Genomic DNA, 23,237 nt, shown 5'->3' with positions numbered 1-23,237 from the left:
CGATGGCAACGCGCGTACGTGTACCCAGGGAACAAGTGCTCCTCAAACGGGCCGTGGAGCCCCCCCCTCGATCACGGATGCGATCGCACGGCAACGCCGGAAGCGGCCGCGGCTCGGCCCGGCAACGGTAGGGAGCAGAAGCCGATCCGGTAGCCCGATGCCGCGGTGAGTACCCAGGCCGCCGGACCGCGCGCGTACTCACGCAGCGCTTACCCCTACGGCGCGGCGCGCCCCGCGACCGTGTGGATCAGTTCCACGACTCGCCCCGGGTCGGTGAGATCCGCTATGACGTAGTCGGCTCCTGCGGCCGCCAAACGCTCAGCCGAGGTCGTTCCCGAGGCAACACCGACGACTGCCGCTCCCCCCTGCTGTCCTGTGCGGACGTCCTGGAGGGAGTCTCCGATAATGACGGTGTTCTCGCGGTTGAAGGGGCGGTCGTACGCCGCCGTGGCTCTGCTTTGGGCGATCCGTACCAGGGCAGGCCGATGGGAGTCGTCGGAGGCGTAACCTCCGACGGTCATGTCGACGTAGTCCGTGAGGGCAAAAGCGGACAGCTTGATTTCTGCGCTCGCTCTGAGGTTGCCTGTGACGATCGTCGGGACGAACAGCTGGGACTGGTGAACCGCCACCATGGCCTCGACAGCTCCGGGCATCAGGTGCCCGTCGCGACGCAGTGCCTCGCGATGCCGATTTAGCTGTCCGGGCAGGCGGTCAACCATCAGGCGCGCAAGTTCATCGGTGTCCGTTTCGGGGACTCCGTTGGCGGAGAGGAGCTCTCGCACCGCAAGCGGCATGGTGACGCCGGTCCCCCGGGCGGGGAGTTGCTGCGCGTCACGGCCAACTATTTCGCGGAAGACTTCGCGGTAGACCAAGCGGTCGGTGTTACCGACGTATAGCAGCGTCCGGTCGATGTCCCAGAGAACCAAGATCATGCGAGAGCTCGCTCCTTGAGGAGAGCTTCGCCCCGGTCGAGGAGCGGTCGGACAGGCGCCGCGTTCGTGAACTGGCGAGCCTCACGCAGCATCGAGCGCAGATGTTCGTCAAGACGAGCGGACTGGATTCCGTCCACCATGGTGAGTACTTCCTGTCCGGTAGCGCAGCCGGCATCGGCGTCACCCGCTCGCATTTGCGCTGTTGCTGCCCGGGAGAGGAACTGGGCCCTCGTGCGGGTTTCCTCTCGGCTCAGTACGCCGCGGGCTGTAGCGAAGGCCGTGGCGGCTTCCGTCGGACGGCCCAGCTCGAGGAAGCAGCTCCCTCGCTGGCCGAGGATTTCGCCAGGGTTGATCCAGTACAGCCAGTGCGGGTCGTCCTCGCCGGGTCCGTTAGCGCACAGCGCTTCTGCTTCCTCCAGGGCCGCCAGCGCGTGCCGTTCCTCGCGGAGCCGAGCGTGGCCTCGAGCCTGCCGCGTAAGGAGCATGGCGTGCAGGGAGGGCGCATCCTGGTCGCTTATGCCCTGACGTGCTGTTCGGGCTGCGGTGACCGCCTCGCGAGGGTCACCGACCGAGTAGCCGTGAATGGCCAGGAATGAAAGTGCGCCGGCTCGGAGCCTGGAGTCTGCCGAGGCATGAGCTGCACGCAGCGCGCCCAGGAACAACCGTTGGGCCTCTTCGTGCTTGCCGCCATCGAATGTGTACCACCCGGTCTGGATGGCCGTGTCAGCTGTTACTGCCGCGAGTTGCCGGCCCGTCCGCTCGTCGTAGGTTCCGGTTTTCATCAGCCCCAGGAGGACTTTCAGGTGCTGCTTGGCCGTGCTGGCCAGGGTTCCACTGCCGCTGCTCGCGTCCAGCTGCCTCAGTTCGTCTGTGGTGGTCTGAAGTGAGGTGAGGAGCGGCTTGGTCACTCGTGTTCCGTCTCGAGTGTCCGCGGCCAGTGCCTCAGTAGGGGCGATGGCCGACTGCAGGACGTATTGGGTGAGACCGGCTCCGCTCAAGGCGGTCAGCACGCTTCGACGCTTCATGGGACCTCCGACAGCAACTTCAAGTGACGTCACCATACGGTCCGCTGTCCACGGCATCGCGGGATCGAGTGTGTCCGAAACCGCTGTCTGATGCCGGTCTGCAAGGGGCGTCAGGAGAAGCGGTCGCAAGTCCGAGGGAAGGCCCAGACCGTTGAGGAGATCGATGATGGAATCGCGGCCTCCCAGCTGCTTGCGGCCGTTCTCCAGGTCGGAGATGTACGACTGGGTGAGCCCAGTTAGGGCGCGTACGTCCATCTGGGACAGTCCCGACCGGCGCCGCAACAAGCGAAGTAATTCCCCGAAGTCCCATGTAGCAAGGGCTCGTTGTACCTGCTCGTCGCGCCAGGCGCGGTCAGGGACCGTGGGCGCGGTGCCGGTACGTGAGCAGGGTGCGCACATGGGGTCCGGGTTGTACTGACTCAGCGTGTTCCCGCACTTGCCGCACACGCGGATCGGCATCTTCATGGCAGCACCTGTCGTACCGAGTTAGACCGAACTCACTGCTAGTTACAGGCTATGCGCAGATCGATATCGCTGTAGCGATATCGCCACAGCGATGCATGTCGATCTACACCGACCCCAGACTCTTGCCACGACCGCAGCCGATCAGGCAGCGGCTTGAGGGCGATGTCCGCCGCCGCGACCTCAGAGGGGACCTTGGTGTTTGGGACCGTGCCAGTCCACCCACTCCTGGCCGTGCGAGAAGCACGGACGGCGCGAAGGGCGACGGGAACCATTGGCGCAGCAAGCCTCCTTGGCGCCTCGCGACCATTTCGGGAGCGTGAGCAGCGAATCGAACGCGCTCGCCTCGGCGGCAAGCCGCAAGGCAGACGGTGGCTGCTGCCGGTCGACATGTGTCCGGCCGCCGGCAGCGCTACGGCAAGTGCTGGTATGCGGTTACTGCGGCCGGTCGCTCGCCGGTGCCCAGTAGTTCTCGAGCATCTCAGTCGGCCACGCAGGCTGTGTGACGACGCCGCGCGGAAGCATCTCCCTGAACACGGCCACAAGGTCAATGACAGGTGTCCCGTCATCTGCGTCCAGGTCCGTCACATGCAGATCGAGACCGTCGACGCGCAGCAGTTTAGGGAAGGACGTCCCCAGGCGCGGCGGGCGACGATGGTTGTGGTGCACGAAGGTGCCCGTCGCTGGCCAGGCCGGGTTATCGCGAGGGCTACGAGCGTGCAACGCGACATCGTCGGGCGCGCCCTCGCTGAAGAACCAGATGACCTGCAGGTGCGAGAACTCCTCGATCCCTTTCAGAGTCTCGACGGGGTACTCCGGCCGGAGCCGGATGATCGACTCCACGCCCCCCTTGTAGTCGTCCAGGCGCCCGGCGTGGCCGCCGACGACTGTGCCGATCACTGGGACTTCGATGGAGTGTGCGGGCACAGGTTCCCCTTCGTTCTCGTCGTTCATGGTGCTCCGCGAGGAGTCGCGCCGTGCACCGCAGTTGCGATGGCGCGGTCAGCCTACGCCGCGGAGAACTGCCTGGGCGCGCTGGTCGAGCTCGGTGGCTGTGCGGCCGCCGCGGGCCCGTACAGGGGAGAGAGCGCGGCGCATCTGCACTACGGTGTCGCGGACCCGGCCAGACTGGATGCCGTCCATGGTGTCGAGGGCTTGGGACCAGGTCGCGCACGCTGCCTCGACTTGGCCTTGACGCACTTGGACGGCTCCCAGGTAGCCGAGCGTGACGGCATGTGTCCGCGCAAAGGGGAGCGCACGGGTGCGAACGCTGCGCTGGAATTCGGTCTGGGCGCTCTTCAGGTCGCCCAAGTCTCGCAGCGTGCAGGCGGTCTCGTGGGCGAGGCTTGCCTCCGAGAAGAAGAAGACACGGGCCGGCGCCTCCGCTGTGCCGGCGTTGCTCAGGTCGTGCTCGGCTCGGCGCAGTGCTGCTCGGGCTTCGGGCCTCATCTTCGCCGCAGCGAGGGCCCGGGCGTGAACGACTCCGAGGAGCGCCTTCTCTCGGGGGCTGGCCAAGGAGTATCGGCGCTGTGCGAGGGACCCTTCGGCCAGCTCGAGTGCGCGCTGGGGGTGTCCGAGGTCGACGGCCTGGTGCGCGGCGGCGCGAAGGATGTGCCCGGCGAGGGGGGCGTCATCTGCCTCGGCGGCCATGCGGAAGGCGAGGCTGAAGTAGTGCTGGGCCACGCCATGGTCGCCGGAATCGAAACTCGTCCAGCCGGCGAGGTAGACCAGTTCGGCGGCTGCGGCGAAGAGGGCGCGGCGTACCTCTTCGGAGGGGAAGCGTCGGGCGAGGTAATCGGCGACGTCGTCCCTGATGTAGGTGATCAGTGCGGCTCGGCCGGCTCGGCCGCCGAGTCGCTGGTCCTGCCGGGAAAAGAACTGCATTGCTTCGTGAACGGCCTCGACATGGGCGGCCGTGACGGTCGCCCGGGAGACCGAACCGCGGCTTTGGGCTCGTTGAAGGGTCTCGTCCCACCATCGTTCTGGGGGCAGTGCGGTTCCGACGGCAGAGTAGGCCGACGTAGTCAGCACCTGTCGACGATTCATGCTCATGTTGTCCCCGAGGTCTACCAGCGCGGCCACCGTGTCGACGTCCCAACCAGGGGCCGTCGGCATCACTGCTTCCGTCGGGGCGAGCCCGATCTGCGCCAGTGTGACGACGCGCCCGAGTCCTCGCGAGAGCGTCTCGCTCAAGATACTGGGCGCCTGACCTTCCGGCATCGAGCCCAGGACCCACTGGGAGATGTGCGAGCGCGTCACTCGCAGCAGATCAGGGGCGTCGCACTCGGCGGCCACGCGTCGGAAGTGTGCGGCTACTTGCTCTTGCGACCAGCCCACTTCGCGGATGACGGCTGCCAGCAAGGTGTTACGTGTCCGCGCCATGTCGCGGCCCCCGTTCCGGAAATGATCTTTAGCAGCGTTAGCAGTGCCTGTGGCATCGGCGGGATACCCGCGAGCCTCAATTCACGGTTCGCTCTTCAAGACGATATTCCCCAACCGCTTTACGCGGCCGAGGAATCGAACATTCCACCCTCGCACGCAGGCGCCCTCTGCGTGACCGTGTCGCCGTCGATTGCGGCGAGGAGGAACAGCCGATGAACCAGCTCCACCTGCGGACGAGACGCTCGCGGCATGCTGCGCGGCCCCTTGCGGCCGCCGGTGCCCTTGGCTGCGAGGCGTACTTCGAATCCCGGGAAGGATGGGCGGTGTTGATGGCTTACGACGCCGACGGAAGGTCGTCCTCCGGCCCAGCCCATGCGAGCGCGTCCTCTCCGCATTTGCAGACCACGTTGGCGGCGGACCCGGCCGCTATCGGGGCGGCACGCCGAGGTCTCCGCGAGAGGCTTCTGGAGTGGGGGCTTGAGCCCATCGCCGACGATGTAGCGCTGGCTGCCCAGGAGCTCCTCACCAACGCGGTGAAGCATGGCTGCCGGGGCGTCCCGTCCGGGACATGCGAGGTCACCTTGACGGCTTGGTGCAGCGCGACCAGGTTGCGGGTGGCTGTGACGGACCCCTCGACCGAGGTCCCGCGCCGCCGGTTCGCCAGCTCGGACTGCGAAGACGGACGCGGACTTCGCCTCGTTGACGAGGTCGCGGACCGCTGGGGTGCCACCACCGAACCCGATGGCTCTGGCAAAACGGTCTGGCTCGAGCTCGCTGCCCCGCGTGGGCGAAGGGCGCCGCTGTCATGAACGTCCGACGACTGACCAGGATCGTGTCGCAGAACGCGTCGGAGAGCTCACCTCCCCGTCCCGCGACGCGTGCGGCTGAGGAGACCGTCGCGCTGGTCCTTGACGAAGAGGCACCAGTTCTCGACTCCGCTCAGGACGTCACTGACCTGGCGATGCGACTACGCGGACACCTCATGCAGCTCGGGCCGCCCATCGCGGCCCAGACCACAAGCAACGAGTCGCTCCACAAGGCTCTTGCCGAAGCGCAACGGCTGGCGGATGAAGAAACCCCCGCGGATTTCATGCCCGCCCGGGTGCATCTGCGTCGCTTCGCGCAGGCCGTACAGGAGGTCCTGGACCAGCTCAGTTCTGCGGAGGCGGCCAGCCCGGTCGGCCCGCACGCCACGCCCAACTCCAGCACGTCTCAGCGGTGTCACGCTGCCGGGGAATCCTCGGAGTGCCCCCACACGCCGAACTGCCCCCCTCGTACGGCGGTTGGGGCTCGCGGATGAGCGCGGCAGTGCTGACCTTTCGCGGCCTTCAGGTCCCGTACGTTGTGCCGTGGACAGGCGAAAAGCCGTTCACCTCCCCCCTCGTGCTTCAGCGAGGGCCTCGCGGCCCACGGATCGGCTACAAGGACGAGAACCCAGCGGCCGACAGGCACGACGGCGTCCTGTATGTCCGACAGCCGATCGCCCCAGGGCTCGGGCGGCCCGATTTCCCGAACATGCACTCGCGGCGCCAGCTCAGGGCCGTGAAGCACATGCGGTGCCAGGTCCGCGGCGGCAGTACGTTCGGCCGATCCGATGAGCGTCACCTCTTCCTGATGCGTGCCCCCGGCGGCCGGCCGATCGCCGAAGGCGAGAAGACCACCGCAGCACCGGTCTGCGTGCCGTGCGCCGTCGAGGCTGTCAACGCCTGTCCGCACCTGCGGGGCTCGTACGCAGCGGCCCTGGTCGGCTACTACCCGTCCTGGGGCGTGGCCGGCGTGGTCTACGACCCGTCAACGCTCCAGCCGCTTCCCAGCGAGACCGATGAACCCCTTGAATATGTTGCCCACGATGACCCACGGCTGCCATGGACGGTGGCCGCGCGCTACGCCATCAGCCTGCACGACGTCACCCCAGTCGATCTCGCCGACCTGGCCAGCCTTGAAACCGCCCCCGCTGTCTGCGAGGGACGGCGATGACTCAACGCCTCAGTGATCTCGGTATCCGCAGGGTGGCTGTCTGTCTCCGCGCACCTGACCAGGCGGCGTCTTGCCAGCAGGAGACGCCAGCCATGAGCTCTTCCACCCGCCTGCCCGGGACCTCCGGGCGCCTCCTCCCAGAGATGGAACCCATGACCAGCCGCCGCATCGAGGACTACGCGCTCATTGGAGACATGCAGACCGCCACGCTGGTCCGCAGGGACGGCACGGCCGACTGGCTGTGCCTGCCCCGCTTCGATTCGAGCGCCGTCTTCGCCGGGCTGCTCGGAACCGAGGAGCACGGCTACTGGCGTGTAGGACCCGCCTGCGACACAGACGAGCCCCGACCGGCCGCCACTCGCCGCCGCTACCGCGGCGACTCCCTCGTGCTGGAGATGGAGTGGGACACACCCACCGGCACGGTCCGGGTTGTCGACTTCATGCCGGCTCGGGACGGTCATGCGCCGCAGCTGGTCCGGATCGTCGAAGGCGTCAGCGGCCGCGTGGCCATGCAGTCCGCCCTGCGGATGAGCTTCGGCTATGGCCGCGTGGCCCCCTGGCTCCAGCGCATCGACGGACGCCCGGTCGCGGTCGCCGGGCCCGACGCGATGTGGCTCGACACGGACGCCGAGACGTACAGCGACGGGAAGACGACCTTCGCTGACTTCACGGTGAGCCCGGGCGAGCGCGTTGCCTTCACCCTCACGTGGCAATCCGCCCACACGCCGAGCGAGCCCCCGAAGCCTGACCCAGGAGAGGAGCTGGAGAACGCTGAGAAGTTCTGGGCTGATTGGGTCGGACAGTGCAGCTACGAAGGACCGTGGCGCGAGAGCGTGATCCGTTCGCTGATCACATTGAAGGCACTCACCTACGCCCCGACAGGCGGGATTGTCGCCGCGCCCACCACATCGCTGCCCGAGGAAGTCGGTGGCGTACGGAACTGGGACTACCGGTTCTGCTGGCTCCGCGACTCCGCTATCACCCTGAACGCGCTGCTGCGCACCGGCTACCGCGGCGAAGCGCGAGCGTGGCGCAACTGGCTACTCAGGGCGGTAGCGGGCGACCCGGACGAACTCCAGATCATGTACAGCATCCTCGGAGAGCGTGACCTCACCGAACGGGAGCTCCCGTGGCTGCCTGGTTTCGAGGGTTCTGCCCCGGTCCGGGTCGGCAACGGCGCCGCCGACCAGCTGCAACTGGACGTGTACGGCGAGGTCTGCGAGGCGCTGTTCGTCGCCCACGAGAGCGGCCTTGCACCATGCGGCGACACCGCAGCCCTTCAGCTGCGACTGGTCACGTACCTCAAGGACCACTGGAACCAGCCCGACGAGGGCATCTGGGAGGTACGCGGCCCACGCCGGCACTTCGTCCACTCCAAGATCATGGCCTGGGTGGCTGTCGACCGCACCATCAAGCTGATCCAGGCCGGCGTAATGCCGTCGGAGGAGCTGGACGAGCTGCTGGAGTTGCGCAACGCCATCCATCACGACGTGTGCACCAAGGGCTACGACCGGAATCGAAACACGTTCACCCAGTCCTATGGTTCGGACGAACTGGACGCCTCTCTCCTGCTGATCCCGCGGGTCGGATTCCTCCCTCCCGACGACCCACGGGTCATCGGCACCGTCGACGCCGTCCGGCGCGAGCTGTCGACATCCCAGGGATTCGTCCAGCGCTACCTGACCGAGGGCGCGCAGGCGGGCCTGGACGGCCTGCCCGGCGACGAGGGAACGTTCCTGATCTGCTCGTTCTGGATGGTGGACGCCCTGGCCCTGACTGGCCGCCTGGACAAAGCGAAGAGGCTGTTCGAGCGGCTGTTGACCCTGAGCAATGACCTTGGCCTCCTGGCGGAAGAGTACGACCCGGTGGCTGGTCAGCAACTCGGGAACTTCCCGCAGGCGTTCAGTCACATCGGCCTGGTCGACAGTGCCATCCTGCTGCATCAGCTGGAGCGGGCGAAGGCTCCGGTGATGGCTGCATGACCCCCACCCTGGCCCAGTTGTTTCCCGCCGTCCACGGATCGACCCAGCCCGTGGAAGTGCATCTAGGTGACGACTTCGAGGCCGCTGTTCTCCCCGCGGCCCAGGCCGTCCGGCTCGTCCAACTCCTTGACCGCTACAGGCCGCATCCGGTGGGCGCAGCCGTCGCCCAAAGCGGCGACTGGCTGCTGATCCTGCCTCCCGGCTCAGGGTGTGACTTGAACTGGCCGCAGCCGGTCCAGCACCTGGACAGGGGCGTCCTGCGCCTGCCGCTGGTCTCCGCAGGCACTGACCAGCCCTTGCACTGGGCCAGGTTCGGCAATGAGCGCTTACGTGCCTTCACCGCGCCACTGCCGCTATACGCCGCGCTTCAGGCACTCAGGTCACCCGATGAAGCGGAGCACCCCGCCCACGTCCTCTCTCCTCGCCTGCCCTTGCCATCCGCTTCCCCCATCCTCCGCGGGACTTCGATCGCTTCCTCGTTGCGTGATCGGGTTCCCCGCCTCATAGACCGGCCGCCGGGGCGTGGTGAGCCTCCCCAGCCCGTGAGCCGCCCCCCGACGGTCGCGGCCCGGGGTGCACACCCCGGCGGCCTTCCTCCCCGCCCATCGACTCCCGTTTCGTTCGAGGACGCTTCATGATCGAGCCCCTGGTGACCACAGCAACGCTGCTGGGCGGCGGATTCGCCGTTACGGCCGTGGGTCTTGTCCGTCAGACCCGCGCCAAACGGGCCCTGGCCTCAAGGCTTGGCCCGCTGGAGAGCGAACACTTCACCGCTCAGCAGGTCACCAGCGCCCTGCACGAGGAGTCGAAGCACCTGGCGGAGACGCGGATGCCCGCGCTGGTCAACGCGGCAGCCCGCGGCCAACGCGGCGTCACGGTGCCTGGCCTCAGCGTGGGCTACCTTGCCGGCACGCCCATCGACGGCTACCACCGGGCCGTACTGGGCCTGTGCGACGAAGCCATTTCCATCACCCGGGACCGGATCGGACTCGCGGCCCGCTCCTCGGTGCGGGACATCATCGACGAGGCGCAGACCTACCTGGTCCGCTGCCAGATGAAGGCTGTCGAGGAGATGGACAGGTACCCCGAGGGCACGGCCTACCACCAGAGCCTGATGGACCTCGACCACCTCGTCACCCGGGCCCTGCACACGCTCCAGCGCACGCGCATCCTCACCGGCTCGTGGCCTGGACTGCAGCGCGCCGACTGCACCTTCCGCGAGATCGTCGAGTCCGCCCGGGGGCGCATCGACGCCCTCCTGCGCGTGAACTACACGTACGAGCCCGGCACCGGAGAGGTGTGGGTGGAGGGCCGCGTCGTCGAGCCGATCACCGTCGCCCTCACCGAGTTGCTGTCCAACGCGACCGCGTACTCCGACGGCAAGGTCTCCGTGGAGGTGCAGCAGATCCAGACCGGATACTGCATCGTCGTCGACGACGCCGGCCTGAACATGAACGTCTACCAGCGCCAGGAAGCCGCCCAGCTGCTGACTCAGCGCACGGTCCTGGACGTCACCTCCCTGCCGGACACTCAGCACCTCGGCTTCCCCGTGATCGGCCGCCTCGCCAGCGAGTACGGCTTCAACGCCGACGTCAGCAGCACATCCCCCTTCGGGGGAGTACGGGCCGTCCTTCGCGTTCCCCGAGACCTCCTTGGCCACGGCCCAACGGACGAAGAACGCGAAGCCGAACGCCAGGCCGCGGCAGCCTCGGTGGTCAGCCAGCCGCTGATACCTGAGCAACAGCTGTCACCGGACGGCTTCGGCAACTCGTCGGACGACTCCGATAGCCCGGGCCTGCCACAGCGGCGCCGTCGTTCGCCCAGACATGCCTCCACCGCACTTCCCCGCGCGAGCGAACCGGCGCCGCCGGAAGACCCCGACGCCTTCTTGGAGGGCTTCGCCAATCTGACGGCGGCCATCCGCGAAGGCGAGAACGATCAAACCGAAGGAGAGCAGCCCCGTGACTGAGAACCAGCCCACCGCCGACACCGTCGACATGACCTGGGTCCTCAACCGCCTCAAGGAGGAGCAAGGCGTGTTGCACGCGGTTCTCCTCAGTTCCGAGGGCCTGGTCCTCGCAGCCTCGGACGGACTGGAAAGGGCCGTGGCCGAACGCACCGCGGCGAACGCTTCGGGGGCATTCTCCATCGGCCGCGGAATCAGCGAGTTCGCCGAGACTGAGGGCGCAACGCCCAACAAGATCATCATCGACCTCCCCGGTAACTGCATCCTGGTCTTCGGCGCCGGCCACCGCACCGCCGTGGCCGTTTCGGTCGCCGCAGAGATGACGAGCAAGGAAGCGGTCGTCGCCTCCGCCGCGACGATCAAGGCCATCAAGGGCCTGCGTCCGTCGCTGTCCGCTCGGGAGCGGACAGCGTATGGAACATCGTGACGCCCCGGGGCCGGCGGCGGGCTGGGATGGTTCGGCCCTACACCCCTACCGGAGGGCAGGCCACCCCCAGCCGCCGCACCCTGGACCTGGCCACGCTCCTGATTGCCAACCGGGACAAGCCGCTGCACGGGCTCAATGCCCACGCCCACCGGGTGATGCAGCACTGCCTGCCCGGTGCGCTGTCGCTCGCCGAAGTCAGCGCTGACCTACAACTGCCGGGCGCCGTGACGAAGGTGGTGGTCGCCTCTCTCGTCGACAGCGGCCACCTCATAAGCCGTTCTCCTGTGCCCGCCGCTCAGCAGCACGACAGACAGCTGCTGGAGAGGATCTTGGATGGACTCCACAAGCTTTAATGGCCGCTACCTCGCACCCGGTGTCCAGACCTCGGTGAAGGTCATCACGCTCGGCCCGTTCGGCATCGGAAAGACCACGTTCGTCGGCGCCGTGTCCGAGATCAAACCGGCGTCCACCGAGGAGCGAATGACGCAGGCCGGCGAAGTCGTCGACGACCTGCGCGACCTCAAGCACAAGGACACCACCACGGTCGCGTTGGATTTCGGCCGCATCACCCTGACCGAGGACATCGTGCTCTACCTGTTCGGTGCACCGGGACAACCCCGGTTCGCGGGCATGATCGAGGACCTGATGGAAGGCGCCCTCGGGGGCGTGGTACTGGTCGACACCGCGCGCGTCACGGACTCCTGGGACGCAATGGAGCGCATGGAGGAAGCGGGCCTCCCCTACGTCATCGCGGTCAACCGCTTCGCCAACTCCCCGCGCTACGGCGAGGCAGAGCTGCGCAAGGCGCTGGACCTGCACCCAGCGACTCCCCTCGTCGCGTGCGACGTGCGCCAACGGGAGTCCGCGAAAGCTCCTCTTATCGCGCTCGTTTCCCACCTCCTGTCCCGCCCCAGCCTGGAGCCCGCCTCATGACCACACCGCCTCCGCTGTCCGCGCACGGCTGCCCCGTGCTCCACGGCGGCGCCTTCGCCGCCCAATCTCAGGCGGTCTACGACCAGCTGCGCGTCCAGGGACCGGCCGGCTGGGCGGAGATTGCTCCCAACGTGCACGCCCTCGTCGTCACTCAGCACCGCGCCGCCGTGACCCTCCTCAACGACACGGCTACCTACTCCAAGGATTCGCGGCGCTGGCAAGCCCTGGCCAACGGCTACGTGCCCGAGGACAGCCCGGTGCTGGGCATGATGGCGTTCCGGAATTCAGTGCTCTACACCGACGACCAGGACCACGCCCGTCTGCGCTGGGCGATGGACGACTGCATCGCCCGCATCAGTCCGCACCAACTCCGCGAGATCACCCAGCGCAGTGCCTTGACGCTGATAGCCCGCGTGATCGCCCGAGGCCGCGCGGACCTGATGACCGACTTCGCCGACACCTTGCCGCTGCTCGTTTTTGCAGAACTTCTGGGCTGCCCGACGGAGATGTCCGCCCGGATGGTGCGCGCCTGCCAAGACCTCATCAGCGCCGGCCCCGCAGCAGCCCAAGGCGCGATCGACTTTGCGATGCTCCTGCACGAGCTCATCCAACTCCGCCATCAGCAGCCCGGCGAGGACCTCACTTCCTGGATGATCACCCATCCGGCTGGCCTGACGGACGAGGAGTCCCTGAACCAGCTGTTCTGCGCCGTCGGCGCCGGGATCATCCCCGTTGCAGCATGGATGGCCTGGGCCCTGCACCTGCTCCTCCGCGACGACGCCTACGCCGGGAACCTTGCTGCGGGGACTCTCACCGTGCGCCGGGCCCTGGAGAAGGCGCTGTGGCAACGCTCTCCGATGGCGAACTTCTCCGTGCACTACGCCCGCCACGACACCCAGCTCTACGGAGTGCACATCCCGGCAGGCGTGCCCGTGCTGATCTCTCATGCCGCTGTGAACACCGACCCTTCGCTGCCGGCGGATCTGGGGTTCGACAACCGCAGCCACCTCGCCTGGTCGGCCGGGCCACACCGCTGTCCCGCGATCACGCAGGCCACCACGATCGCGCAGACCGGCATCGAGACCGTGCTCGATCAGCTGTGGGACATGGAACTGGCGGTGCCGGACGAGGAGATCCTCCTGCGCCACGGCCCTTTCCACCAGAGCCCCCAGGCGATGCCTGTGACGTTCCGTCCCAAGTCCGCAGCGCGCATCCCCGCCGCTGCCGTCCTCACCGGAGGTACCGCGTGACCAGCACCCCTACCCAAACCGTGACGCTCGACAGCAGCGGCGGCCAGCGACTGTACGAGCAGGCCGACGAACTCCGCGCCGCCGGACCCGCCGTCAAAGTGAGCATGCCCGAGGACGTCATCGCCTGGTCGGTCACCCGCGGTGACGTTGCCAAGCGCCTCCTCACCCACCCTGACGTATCCAAGGACGCCCGAAAGTCGTGGCCCGCGTACAAGCCCGGCGCCATACCGTGGCTGTACTCGTGGGTCGACGTGATCAGCATGTTCACCTCCGACGGTGACGACCACAAGCGGCTGAAGCAACTGGTCGGCAGGGCCTTCACCCCACGCCGGATCGAAGCCATGCGACCCGTCGTCCAGGCCATCGTCACCGATCTCCTGGACGGCCTGAACGGCCGAGACAGCACCGAACGCGTAGACCTGCGCTCTGAGTTCGCATACCGGGTGCCCACCCAGCTCATCTGCGACCTGTTCGGCGTCCCTTCCGCCCAGCGGGCCGAGATGCTCCGCGTCATCGACGCCGTTCTCACCACCGACGTCACCGCGGAACAGTCCGAGGCCATCAGCCGCGACCTGTACGGCGCGATGCAGACGCTCATCGAGGGCAAGCGCCGGACTCCGGGCGAAGACATGACGAGCCTGCTCCTGGCCGCTCACGAGGAAGACGGAGATCGGCTCAGCGAGACGGAGCTGGTCTCTACCCTGATCCTGATGATCGGGGCCGGCAGCGAAACCGCCGTCGCCCTCATCGGAGCCGCCGTCCGCGAACTCCTCACCCATCCTGACCAGCTCGCCGCGGTGCTCGCCGCCCCGGCCCGCTGGAGCGACGTGATCGAGGAGACGCTGCGACTCCACCCGCCGATCATGCACATGCCCCTGCGGTACGCCACCAAGGACATCGACCTCGGGGAGGGCGTCACCATTCGGGCCGGCGAAGCCATCCTCATCGGATTCGGCGCACACGGCCGCGACCCGGGCATCCACAGCGACCCTGCCGCCTTCGACATCGACCGCGCCGACAAACAGCACCTCGCCTTCGGCCACGGCATTCACTACTGCCTCGGCGCCCCGTTGGCCAGACTCGAAGCCGAGATCGCTCTGCCCGCGCTGTTCGCGCGCTTCCCCCAGCTCGCTCTCGCCGGCGCCGCCGAAGACCTGGAGCCGCAGCGTTCCTTCATCGGCACCGACGTCACCGAACTGCCCGTCACATTGGGCGCCGCCGCGTAGCAGAGCGGGTGCAACACGGATGCCACTGGTGGAAAACCCCAATGTTGGCGTTCCACCAGTGGCTTCACCGCCGCACTCAAGACGGTCACATTCGCTTCGCCTTTCCTCGCAGATCACACGCCCAGACGTCCATCGGCCTCGACTCGCGCCGGCTTGACCGCATGGCGCGTCAGGTCACCACGTGCGCAGCTTCGCCTCTGCCCAGCTCATCTCCGACTGCCACGAGCGGTTCCCCGTCATCCTCGGCCCTGCCGCGAAACCACTCACTCAGCCCACGACCGGAAGTGCCCCATGCCCGTCAAAATCCCGACCGCTGCCGAGCTCACCCAGCTCACCCCCGCCGAGAAGCGGGTAGCCGAAGTCCTCGTTACCGGTGCTTCCAATATCCAGGGCGCCCGGGACCTGGGAATGAGCAGCAGCACATACGCCGGCCACCTCGGCAGCATCGGCCGGAAGTTCCAGATCACCAGCAGAACCGGCAGGCCCGCTCGCGCGCATGCTGTGTTGGCCAGTGGGCAGGTCGCCCCGCCCCCGGCACCCGCCCGTATCCCAGAATTCACCCTCGGCGAGCGGCGGCTTCTACGAGCCCTCGCTGAGCACCCGGAAACGTACGAGATCGCCCGGGCGGCACGAGTTGCTGAGGCCGAGGTCCGACCGTGGATCAAAGCCCTGGTCGCCAAGGCCGGGGCTGACAACGACACCCACTTGGTCGGCCTGGGGCACGCCTGGGGTCTTCTCGGTGCGCGCGGCAGCGAATCAGTCAGCAGCGACGACGCCCCGAGCGAGACCGATGGAGCGGCCCGGTGACCGGAACTCGAACACATGCAGAGCACCAGCCGACCACCCAAGCCCTCGTCGACCCGGTATTAACTGGAGGAGCAGCCGACGCGCCTCATCCGCCGTATGAGATGCGTCCGCTGCTGACGGAGCAAGACCGTGACGCGGTTGCCGAGCTCGTCGAGCAGCGCACCAGGTGGCTCAACGACCGGTGGCTCACTCCGCCCTACCCGGGCGACCCGGCCGTCTTGTTCCGGGAGCCGGGGGCGGACTCGGTTGCCTTGTTTGAGGACGGCCTTCCTGTCGGGTGTCTGCAGTTGAACCGCCAGCCGGCACTCTCGTACTGGGATGCCGAAATCCACGAGCCCAGTCTGCTGGTGTCTCTCGCCTTCACGGCACCCGACCGCAGAACCGATCTGGTCGGCAGGCTGATGACGCTGTGGGCGATGGACTTCGCCGACCGCCTCGGGCTGACGTGGGTGCGCTGCGAGGTGCCGTCCGGCGCACCCTCCCGCGACGGCATCATGCGCGTGCCCCTGCTCGACCACCTCATGAACGTGTGCGGCTGGCAGTTCGTGCGTCCCACGAAGGAGAAGGGCGGGCGGCCGCTGGCCCTCTTGCAACTCCCGGCGCAAGCCCAGCACCTGAAACCACTGATCTGCTGCACCGTCCCGCACCAGCGCGCCGTCGCGAACACGGCCGAGAGGCAGGGGCAATGAGCACATGGACCGGCACCGTGACTGTTCCAAGCGGCGTTCGCTCGCGGCGGTCCGGCCCCCAGCCGACAGCAGCGCCTGGAGGTTCTCCCATGTCGTGCACACCCACCAGTGGACCCTCTAGGCCACCGACCACACCGACTTCAGCTGGAGCTGCTCGCCTGGCCCGGTTCGATCCCCCACTCGACCTCCCCGTCGTCCCGAAGCATCGCCGCCTGGTGGGTCAGGGTGCTCAGGAGTTCGAGACGAAGGTCATCGCGGCTTACAAGGAACGCAAGGCCGCGATCAAAGACATCTGCGCGGCGACGACCCGCTCCTACGGAGCAATCCACGGTCTCCTCAAGCGCTGTGGCGTTCCACTGCGTGGGCGGGGCGGCGTGCGGCGTAGCCAGGACATCGCTTCGTGAGGGCATGCAGTGACGACGGCATTTGACCTCTTGTACCTGGCCGCCCTCCCTTTGCGTCCGGCGCTGCTCACCTGGCTGCGTCTGCTCGAACAGAAGCGTCACGGCGGCACGTTCGCCGCTTTCCACCCTGTCGGGAGCACTCGTCTGCCGAGCACAGGATTTCAACGAATATCAGGACGGCCGATGGAAGTGCGGCGTGAGTCAACTCCTCGGCGTGCGGGCCGGTTGCCCCCTGCCCTCAGTGCTGCCCGGGGCTTCGCCGCCGGACGACTTCACCACGGACCTCATTTCGACCGGAAGGAACGACCTGTGTCGACCCTGACACGTCCGCGTATCTGCGGTGCGCGGATCCCCCTCGCCAAGGACCTCATGGTCCACGCCTACGCCGAAGGCCGCGGTGTCGGCGGGATGGTCCGCGGCTCCCTGCTGTGCGAGGTCGCAGAACATGACGACGACCGGCACTGGGGTATTGCGCGGGAGCTCGCCGAGCCGCACGGCGGAGCTGTGTGGGCAACGTGGCTGGACGGGGAAGCGCCTCGCTGCCTCACCCGCAAGGACTGTCCGCAGCCCGGAACAGGCTCCGCGGAGGCGTGTGCCCTGTTCGCCGGCCACCCCGGCGTCTGTTCGCACCTCCTCGACCAGGCCCTGCGGGCGGACCCCGATCGCGTCGAGCGCATCGACGCCGCCCTAGCGATCCTGGCCACGTTCGACCGGTACGAGGCACACACCGTGCATACGGCCGCCCACGACGCGGCGCTGTTGGCGTGGGACGAACTGCGTGCCCGCCGCCTATGGGTGTCCATGCCGGACTGCGACCAGGCCGCCGTGCACCGGCTGGTGAGCCGCACGGGCTCGGTAGGGGCGCGGGATCCGCACGCCGTAGCGGAGTTCGCGCGGGAAGCCGTCGAGGTGACGTTTCTGTGGCAGCGGTCGGACACCGGGCGCCTCCCCCGCGGAGAGAGCGCGACGTCCCAGTTGAAGATCCTGGACAGTCTCACGCCTGAGTGGCAGGCCGTGGTGCTGGGCAACCAACGCTCGCCAAAGAGCTGGTCACCGCATGCCTCCACGCCTCGAACCCCGCTTGCCGAGGCGCTGGACGATGCCTGCCGACAGGCCGCCGACGGCCAGGAGCCACCACTTGCCTCGGACAGTTGGGCGGCGCCCTGGGACCACAAGGAGGACCGGGTGCGAGGGGCCCGCGTCGCCGAACGGCTCACGCGGTTGCCGTACGGATGGCGGGTGGACGTGATGCGCCGTATCGGCTCCGGCACCGAGTCGTTGGCCGCAGTATCCGACGCCATGATGGCGATCAACATCCTTCGCGCCTTCGGCCTCCGCCTCGCGTGGAACAGCGGTCAACAGGCCCGCAGCCTGCTCAACTCGGGGTGACCCGCCTTCATGGGGTTCATCGACAAAGCCACCTCACGGCATGCGCGGCAGCCTCACGCACTTCGAATAGCGCCCGGGCCTTCTGCACCGCACCGCTCTCGCAGTTGACCCGCGCCTTCCCCACCAGCCAGCAAGGAGCGGTTCGTGGTCCTGACCCCCACGCCCGTACGGCCACCGGCCGATATCACCGCCATGTCCGCAGAGCCTCCGGCCGTGCTGCCCTCGGCGTGGCAGGTACCTGTGTGCACAGAGGGAGACGCCGGGCAGGAGGACTACGCCGCCGCGCTGGGCAGGGCCTGGTGCAGCGCGACCATCAGCCGCGTACGCACCGGCCAGGGCTTCGCCGTCGTGCTCACCAGGCAGCGGTACGGCGCGGTGGCGCTGAGCCGCCTCGACCGGTCCGGCGCCCAGCGCGGCGCCGTCTGGGCTTCTGACAGAGTCTGGCACTTCGTGGTTCGGCCGGATTCCGCCAGCCTTCCGTGGCCGGCCTGCGCCACATTCGTCACTGGGCCGCCAGTGGATGTGCCACCCCGCGATGCACGCGACACGGCCGTGGGCTTGCGGTGGATCAGCCAGGAGCCCAGCGGTCAACTCTTCACCCCAGCGCCGGACCTGTGCGCCGCGCTCACCGATCTCAATTCCTGCGGCCTCCTCCGAATCCGAATCCGAAGGCTCCGAGCGGCACTTGCGCCCCGGCGTTTCGCTCCCTACGGCGAGCGGCGATGACGACCAATGAGATCGGTGGGTCGGCCCACTTGAGCGGGGTGGCCGTGCAGGCCGGATCTGTTTCCGGCGGCATCCACTACCACGCGTCGGTCATGGCGAGCCGTAGCCCGGCGCCGCGTATTCCGCGCCACTTCACCAACCGACAGGAGGAGGTCCGTGCCCTGGACGCGGCCCGCGACGGCGGAGCCAGCCTCATCGTGCTCAGCGGACTCGCAGGAGTCGGCAAGAGCGCGCTGGCCGCGCAATGGCTTCACGGTCACAGCGCCTACCCTGACGGGCAGTTGTACGCGGATCTACGCAGTCCGACAGGGCCGAAGCTGCCGGAGATGGTTCTCCAGCAGTGGCTCCACACGTTCGGTCTGGACACCCTTCCGGCAGACCTGTCCGAGCAGACCTCGCTGTGGCGCTCTGTCACAGCCCACCGGAATGTCTCGGTCCTCCTCGACAACGCCGTAGCGCCCGAGCAGGTCAGGCCTCTGCTGCCCGCAGGCGACTCCAGCATGACCGTCGTGACGAGCCGCTCCCTTCTGTGGGAGCTCGGCGTCGACGGCGCCGAGCTCCACCCACTCGGCCCGTTCGCGCCCAGCGCAGCACTCGAACTCCTTTGCCGGTTCACGGGTGAGGCCCGGATGGAGGCCGAGCCCGAGGCCACCTCTCGCCTGACGCGGGCCTGCGCCTGTCTGGCGCTCCCGCTCGTCCTGACCGGCGCCCGCCTGGCCGCCCGCCCCCACCGCAGCCTCTCGTCTGCCGCCGACGCCCTCGCCCGCCGCACGACCGACACCTCACACCACAAGGACTACGCCTCCATGGCCATGCACGCTGCACTGGACGAGACCTACGCGAACCTGGAACCAACCGGGCAACGTGTCTACCGGTTCCTCGGTCTGATGCCCGTCGACGACTTCGACCCCGACGCGGTGGCCGCCGCCTGCCGCCTTGAATGGGGCGATGCGGAATGGCTGCTTGAGGTCCTGGCCGACGAGCACCTGCTGGAAGCGATCGCCCCCGATGAAATCCCGCCGGTCCGCTACAGGATGAGCGAAGTCGTGGGCGAGCACGCCCGCCGCCTGGCCATGCAGCACGACGACGAGCCGACCCGCGAGGGCGTGCTGCGGCGGCTGTGCACATGGATGCTGGAGATCGCCACGCATGCGCAGATCCGGCTCACCCCTTCTCAGGCCACCCTCCGCAAGACCCAGGGGCTGCCCTCGCCGACCGTACGTCCCCCCTTTCAGGACGAAGCGGGGGCGATCGCGTGGCTGGCGTCCCACCAGGGGAATCTCCTCGGCGTCCTGCGGGCCATGGAGAAGATGGGCTGGAACGAGCTCGTCTGGCTGGTCGACGCGTTTTGGCCGCTGTTCTTACGCCAACACCCGTACGAGCTTTGGGTCGCAGCGCACGAGATGGGCCTGGCCGCCGCGCGGCGGGAAGGCAATCAGCCAGCCGTCCGGCAGATGCTGAACTCGGGTGCCATCGGATTGAGTTCGGCTGGACGCCTGGACGAGGCCATCACCTGGTACGCCGAGGCGTTGGAGGCCGCACAGGCCGCGGGCGACGCACGCGACGAGGGCCAGGCGCTGCTCGGTCTTGGCGCGTGCCATCTCGAGAGCGGACGTACCAAGGTTGCCCGGCCGCACCTCACCCGGGCAGCGGAAAAGTGGCTGTCGTGCGACTACCGGCGAGGCGTCGCCCTGGTGTCAGTCCTCCTCGGTGAAATCGACCTGGCCGACGGACATACGCGCCGCGCACTCGAGCAGTTCGCCGGCGCCCACGAGCTCCTTATGAACGTGGACGACCCCTACGACGCGGCCCGCGCGCTCGCCCTGCACGGACACACCCTCGTCCTGCTCGGCGACCCGGAGGCCGGTGTCGCCGGCTTGGAAGGGGCGCTGCGGACGTTCGCCGAGGCAGGCAGCACCCGATGGCGGGCCCGCACACTGGAGATGCTCGGCGGCGCACACCGGGCCCGCGGGGACGACATCCTCGCAGCCAGCTGCTACCGGCAGGCCATGGGCCTGTATGCGCCGATCCGTCCTGCGGACGCCGAACGGGTCCGAGCCCTGGCAGATGCTCTGTGACCCCTGTCAGCCCGGCAGGCGGTGATGGGCCCGCGACCGCAACGAGGCTTTCATCGGCGCTCGGCGGGACCACCGAGAACACGATCTCGGGCGGCGCCTTCCACGGGCCTGCCGTTCAGGCCGGGGCCATCCACGGCGGCGTCCACGTGTACGAGGCGATCGTCAACCCGCCAATCCCCCGCCAGTTGCTCCCGGTGCCGGCCGCCTTCACCGACCGCATCGAAACGCTCGATGCCCTGGCGGAACGCATCACGGCGCTGCCTGACTACGCCGTGGGCATCGTCGTGGTCACCGGGAAGAGCGGCATCGGGAAGACCTTCGTGGCGAACCGGCTACTCCACAACCTCGCCTCCCAGTACACCGGCGGGCAGCTATACGCAGACCTCCGCGGCTATACGGCGGAGGGGCCAGCGTGTACGGACGAGGTCCTCTCTCGCTTCCTCCGCTCACTGCGCCCTGGAGCCCAGCCCACCAGCGTGGACGAATTGGCGGCCTGGTGGCGGTCTGCCACGGCTGAAGACCCTGGCCGACGGGTGAGCCTTCTGCTGGACAGCGCCCGAGACGCCAGCCAGGTCCGGGCCCTGCTTCCCGGCGGATCCGGTCACCTAGTCGTCGTGACCAGCCAGGACCAGCTCAACGAGCTAGCGCCTGACGGTGCCGTGCTCCACGAGTTGGAGCCGTTTGGCGAGGACGCCACTCGGCAGCTCCTCACTCGCTGCCTGGGCGAACAGCGCGTTGCCCGCGAGCCCGGGGCCATCGCGGAGATCACCCGACGTTCGGCCGGCTTCCCCATGGCGATCGCACTGATGGTCACCCAACTCGCCGCCCGGCCTGCCCGATCCCTCACCGACGTCACCTGCGGGCCCGTCGGTAGCCGCTCCGCGGACAACCTTCATCCCCTGCTCACTCTCCAGGAGACGGCCGTGACCACAGCCCTCGACCGCGCCTACTCGTCGCTGCCCCGCGACACACCCGCCCCCGCTATCTACCGCCGGATGGGCGCCGCCTCTGTCGTCGACTTCGACCCGCCGATGGCCGCCGCCGTCTGTGACTTGACACATGCCGACGCGGCCCGCGAGTTGGAGAGACTGCGAGACCTGCAACTCATCCAAGCCGTCAGCGACGAGGAGCCGTTTCGCGGACCTGTATATCGCCTTCACGACGAAGCCCGCGCGCACGCCCGGTCCCGAGCGACAGCGGAGGCAACCGTCGGCGAGGCGGAGGAGACCCTGCGGCGGTGCACCGACTTCTTCCTCTTCAATGCCAGCAGCGCCGAGCAAGCCGTGACGCCCCATCATCGACCGCTGGAACGCTCCTACCTCTACCCGCCCGCTGAACCGCTCCACTTTGGCGACGCCGACTCCGCACTGGCCTGGCTCGACGCCCAGCAGCACAATCTGCTGCCCGCAATCCGCGCCGCGGCCGCCGGCGACCTCGACGCCTCCACCTGGCAGCTGGCCCACGCCATCTGGCCGTACCTCCGCTCATCACACAACTACCAGCTATGGTCCGAAAGCCACGACCTGGGTCTCCAGGCCGCGCGGCGATGCGGGAATCGGCCCGCCGAGATAGAAATGCTCAACACCTGGGGCGTCGCCCTTCGCGGTATCGGCCGCTTCGAAGACGCCGCCAGAACGTTCAACGCCGTACTGGATCTGGCGCTCGCCGCTCAGGACCGCCGCGCTGAATCCCAGGCGCGGCACGAGATCGGCGCGACGCACGTGTACACCGGGCTGCCGGCACAGGCCGAGCAGTTCCTGCTCCTAGCACGAGAACAGCGGGCCGAGCTGGCCCGCACGAGTGACTCCGAACGCGACCGAGCCACGTACACACGGGCCGTGGCGATCACCAACGTCTGCCTCGGCCAAGCCCAACTCGCCCGTGGCAGAGCCATCGAGGCGATCGAAACTCTGGCCGCCGCCCGCACGACGCTGCTGAACGTTCCGGACCCCCTCGACGCTGCACGGGCGCTCGCGTGGCTCGCCCGAGCCCACGCTGCCGGAGGCGACTCGGCAAAGGGCGAGGAGTACGGTCGCCGCGCCGTCGACGAGTGCGACGCCACCCGTTCGGCACGCTGGAGTGCACACAGCCGGGAACTGCTCGGCCACACCGTCCTGGAGACCGGCCAAACCGACCTGGCACGCATCCTCTATGAAGAGGCCGTCGGGATCTACGCAGGCGTGAGCCGCCGTGATGAGGAGCGCGTGCGGCGGCACCTGCAGAAACTCCCGTGATCACCTGCTCACAGTCGCGCCCCACGCCTCCGGTGAAGCTGCCCGGATGTCCGGCGTCGTCCCAGGGACCGAAATCTCCGGTGGTGACCGAACACCGGCATCACCCCCGGCCAGCGCCTCAAGCACATCTCGAACAGCGCTCTCAGCGCCAACCTCAGTGCCCCCGAACCGCAACCGCAGACGGAGAGCCCGAACACGCATGCCCGCTATGCCCATCGCTCATCCACCCTCCCGGCCTGGCGCCGGGAGAACGACCCTCTCGGCAGGGCCCACCTCCCCCTCGCGGGTCCATGTCCTACTCCCAGACGCCCTGCAGTACCCGGACGTCAGCCGGCACCAGGACTGGGG

General features: G+C 68.1%; 20 protein-coding genes. 16 read left to right on the top strand and 4 right to left on the bottom strand.

What is annotated here, in order from left to right; all coding sequences use genetic code 11:
- Positions 1 to 215: 215 nt before the first annotated feature.
- The 4 genes from OG852_RS49930 to OG852_RS49910 all read right to left on the bottom strand — a co-directional run bounded on the left by OG852_RS49930 (position 216) and on the right by OG852_RS49910 (position 4,801).
- Positions 216 to 932, bottom strand: coding sequence for an HAD family hydrolase (locus OG852_RS49930; protein ID WP_330351794.1), 717 nt, complete (start codon positions 930 to 932; stop codon positions 216 to 218).
- The gene (locus OG852_RS51180) at positions 929 to 2,422 is read right to left on the bottom strand and encodes a helix-turn-helix domain-containing protein (protein WP_443064680.1); all 1,494 of its coding nucleotides are present in this window, start codon (positions 2,420 to 2,422) and stop codon (positions 929 to 931) included. The genes OG852_RS49930 and OG852_RS51180 overlap by 4 nt, the downstream gene beginning before the upstream one ends.
- A 432-nt stretch (positions 2,423 to 2,854) precedes the next feature.
- Positions 2,855 to 3,373, bottom strand: coding sequence for a TrmO family methyltransferase domain-containing protein (locus OG852_RS49915; RefSeq protein ID WP_330351793.1), 519 nt, complete (start codon positions 3,371 to 3,373; stop codon positions 2,855 to 2,857).
- 48 nt (positions 3,374 to 3,421) lie between these two features.
- Positions 3,422 to 4,801 (bottom strand): Tat pathway signal protein, encoded by a 1,380-nt coding sequence (locus OG852_RS49910; protein ID WP_330351792.1) that lies wholly within the window; start codon positions 4,799 to 4,801, stop codon positions 3,422 to 3,424.
- Between the two features lie 212 nt (positions 4,802 to 5,013).
- Here OG852_RS49910 and OG852_RS49905 point away from each other — a divergent pair, with 212 nt between their 5' ends.
- The 16 genes from OG852_RS49905 (at position 5,014) to OG852_RS49835 (ending at position 22,889) form a co-directional block, all read left to right on the top strand.
- Complete coding sequence (locus tag OG852_RS49905) at positions 5,014 to 5,610, top strand: ATP-binding protein (protein ID WP_330351791.1); 597 nt, start codon at positions 5,014 to 5,016, stop codon at positions 5,608 to 5,610.
- On the top strand, positions 5,607 to 6,101 hold the full coding sequence (locus tag OG852_RS51175; RefSeq protein WP_443064679.1) for a DUF6415 family natural product biosynthesis protein: 495 nt from the start codon (positions 5,607 to 5,609) through the stop codon (positions 6,099 to 6,101). Before OG852_RS49905 ends, OG852_RS51175 begins: the two co-directional genes overlap by 4 nt.
- Positions 6,098 to 6,778, top strand: a complete 681-nt coding sequence (locus tag OG852_RS49900) for a hypothetical protein (RefSeq protein ID WP_330351790.1) — start codon at positions 6,098 to 6,100, stop codon at positions 6,776 to 6,778. Before OG852_RS51175 ends, OG852_RS49900 begins: the two co-directional genes overlap by 4 nt.
- Positions 6,779 to 6,930: 152 nt before the next feature.
- Positions 6,931 to 8,760, top strand: a complete 1,830-nt coding sequence (locus OG852_RS49895; RefSeq protein WP_330351937.1) for a glycoside hydrolase family 15 protein — start codon at positions 6,931 to 6,933, stop codon at positions 8,758 to 8,760.
- A 634-nt stretch (positions 8,761 to 9,394) separates the two neighbouring features.
- A complete protein-coding gene (locus OG852_RS49890; protein WP_330351789.1) occupies positions 9,395 to 10,729 on the top strand; it encodes a histidine kinase in 1,335 nt (444 codons plus the stop codon).
- Positions 10,722 to 11,153: a roadblock/LC7 domain-containing protein gene (locus tag OG852_RS49885; protein ID WP_330351788.1), complete on the top strand. Its 432-nt coding sequence runs from the start codon at positions 10,722 to 10,724 to the stop codon at positions 11,151 to 11,153. Before OG852_RS49890 ends, OG852_RS49885 begins: the two co-directional genes overlap by 8 nt.
- A 26-nt stretch (positions 11,154 to 11,179) precedes the next feature.
- Positions 11,180 to 11,506 (top strand): DUF742 domain-containing protein, encoded by a 327-nt coding sequence (locus OG852_RS49880; protein ID WP_330351787.1) that lies wholly within the window; start codon positions 11,180 to 11,182, stop codon positions 11,504 to 11,506.
- Entirely contained in the window at positions 11,487 to 12,086 is a 600-nt protein-coding gene (locus OG852_RS49875) for a GTP-binding protein (protein WP_330351786.1), read from the top strand. The genes OG852_RS49880 and OG852_RS49875 overlap by 20 nt, the downstream gene beginning before the upstream one ends.
- Positions 12,083 to 13,336: a cytochrome P450 gene (locus OG852_RS49870; RefSeq protein ID WP_330351785.1), complete on the top strand. Its 1,254-nt coding sequence runs from the start codon at positions 12,083 to 12,085 to the stop codon at positions 13,334 to 13,336. Before OG852_RS49875 ends, OG852_RS49870 begins: the two co-directional genes overlap by 4 nt.
- The gene (locus OG852_RS49865; protein ID WP_330351784.1) at positions 13,333 to 14,562 is read left to right on the top strand and encodes a cytochrome P450 family protein; all 1,230 of its coding nucleotides are present in this window, start codon (positions 13,333 to 13,335) and stop codon (positions 14,560 to 14,562) included. Before OG852_RS49870 ends, OG852_RS49865 begins: the two co-directional genes overlap by 4 nt.
- 291 nt (positions 14,563 to 14,853) lie before the next feature.
- The gene (locus OG852_RS49860; protein ID WP_330351783.1) at positions 14,854 to 15,369 is read left to right on the top strand and encodes a LuxR C-terminal-related transcriptional regulator; all 516 of its coding nucleotides are present in this window, start codon (positions 14,854 to 14,856) and stop codon (positions 15,367 to 15,369) included.
- Positions 15,366 to 16,058, top strand: coding sequence for a hypothetical protein (locus OG852_RS49855; RefSeq protein WP_330351782.1), 693 nt, complete (start codon positions 15,366 to 15,368; stop codon positions 16,056 to 16,058). Before OG852_RS49860 ends, OG852_RS49855 begins: the two co-directional genes overlap by 4 nt.
- Positions 16,055 to 16,462, top strand: coding sequence for a helix-turn-helix domain-containing protein (locus tag OG852_RS49850; RefSeq protein ID WP_330351781.1), 408 nt, complete (start codon positions 16,055 to 16,057; stop codon positions 16,460 to 16,462). The genes OG852_RS49855 and OG852_RS49850 overlap by 4 nt, the downstream gene beginning before the upstream one ends.
- Positions 16,463 to 16,771: 309 nt before the next feature.
- A complete protein-coding gene (locus tag OG852_RS49845; RefSeq protein ID WP_330351780.1) occupies positions 16,772 to 17,851 on the top strand; it encodes a hypothetical protein in 1,080 nt (359 codons plus the stop codon).
- Between the two features lie 764 nt (positions 17,852 to 18,615).
- On the top strand, positions 18,616 to 20,655 hold the full coding sequence (locus OG852_RS49840; protein WP_330351779.1) for a tetratricopeptide repeat protein: 2,040 nt from the start codon (positions 18,616 to 18,618) through the stop codon (positions 20,653 to 20,655).
- Positions 20,652 to 22,889, top strand: a complete 2,238-nt coding sequence (locus OG852_RS49835) for a hypothetical protein (RefSeq protein WP_330351778.1) — start codon at positions 20,652 to 20,654, stop codon at positions 22,887 to 22,889. Before OG852_RS49840 ends, OG852_RS49835 begins: the two co-directional genes overlap by 4 nt.
- Positions 22,890 to 23,237: the final 348 nt, after the last annotated feature.

The organism is Streptomyces sp. NBC_00582 (genome assembly GCF_036345155.1).
Taxonomy (GTDB): Bacteria; Actinomycetota; Actinomycetes; order Streptomycetales; family Streptomycetaceae; genus Streptomyces.
This window is presented reverse-complemented; position numbering and strand designations above follow the sequence as displayed.

Coding starts and splice junctions, on each gene's coding strand:
- OG852_RS49850 (WP_330351781.1), top strand. CDS start 16,055: ATGAGCACATGGACCGGCACCGTGACTGTTCCAAGCGGCGTTCGCTCG.
- OG852_RS49870 (WP_330351785.1), top strand. CDS start 12,083: ATGACCACACCGCCTCCGCTGTCCGCGCACGGCTGCCCCGTGCTCCAC.
- OG852_RS49895 (WP_330351937.1), top strand. CDS start 6,931: ATGACCAGCCGCCGCATCGAGGACTACGCGCTCATTGGAGACATGCAG.
- OG852_RS49890 (WP_330351789.1), top strand. CDS start 9,395: ATGATCGAGCCCCTGGTGACCACAGCAACGCTGCTGGGCGGCGGATTC.
- OG852_RS49910 (WP_330351792.1), bottom strand. CDS start 4,801: ATGGCGCGGACACGTAACACCTTGCTGGCAGCCGTCATCCGCGAAGTG.
- OG852_RS49915 (WP_330351793.1), bottom strand. CDS start 3,373: ATGAACGACGAGAACGAAGGGGAACCTGTGCCCGCACACTCCATCGAA.
- OG852_RS49930 (WP_330351794.1), bottom strand. CDS start 932: ATGATCTTGGTTCTCTGGGACATCGACCGGACGCTGCTATACGTCGGT.
- OG852_RS49900 (WP_330351790.1), top strand. CDS start 6,098: ATGAGCGCGGCAGTGCTGACCTTTCGCGGCCTTCAGGTCCCGTACGTT.
- OG852_RS51175 (WP_443064679.1), top strand. CDS start 5,607: ATGAACGTCCGACGACTGACCAGGATCGTGTCGCAGAACGCGTCGGAG.
- OG852_RS49860 (WP_330351783.1), top strand. CDS start 14,854: ATGCCCGTCAAAATCCCGACCGCTGCCGAGCTCACCCAGCTCACCCCC.
- OG852_RS49905 (WP_330351791.1), top strand. CDS start 5,014: ATGAACCAGCTCCACCTGCGGACGAGACGCTCGCGGCATGCTGCGCGG.
- OG852_RS49875 (WP_330351786.1), top strand. CDS start 11,487: ATGGACTCCACAAGCTTTAATGGCCGCTACCTCGCACCCGGTGTCCAG.
- OG852_RS49880 (WP_330351787.1), top strand. CDS start 11,180: ATGGTTCGGCCCTACACCCCTACCGGAGGGCAGGCCACCCCCAGCCGC.
- OG852_RS51180 (WP_443064680.1), bottom strand. CDS start 2,422: ATGAAGATGCCGATCCGCGTGTGCGGCAAGTGCGGGAACACGCTGAGT.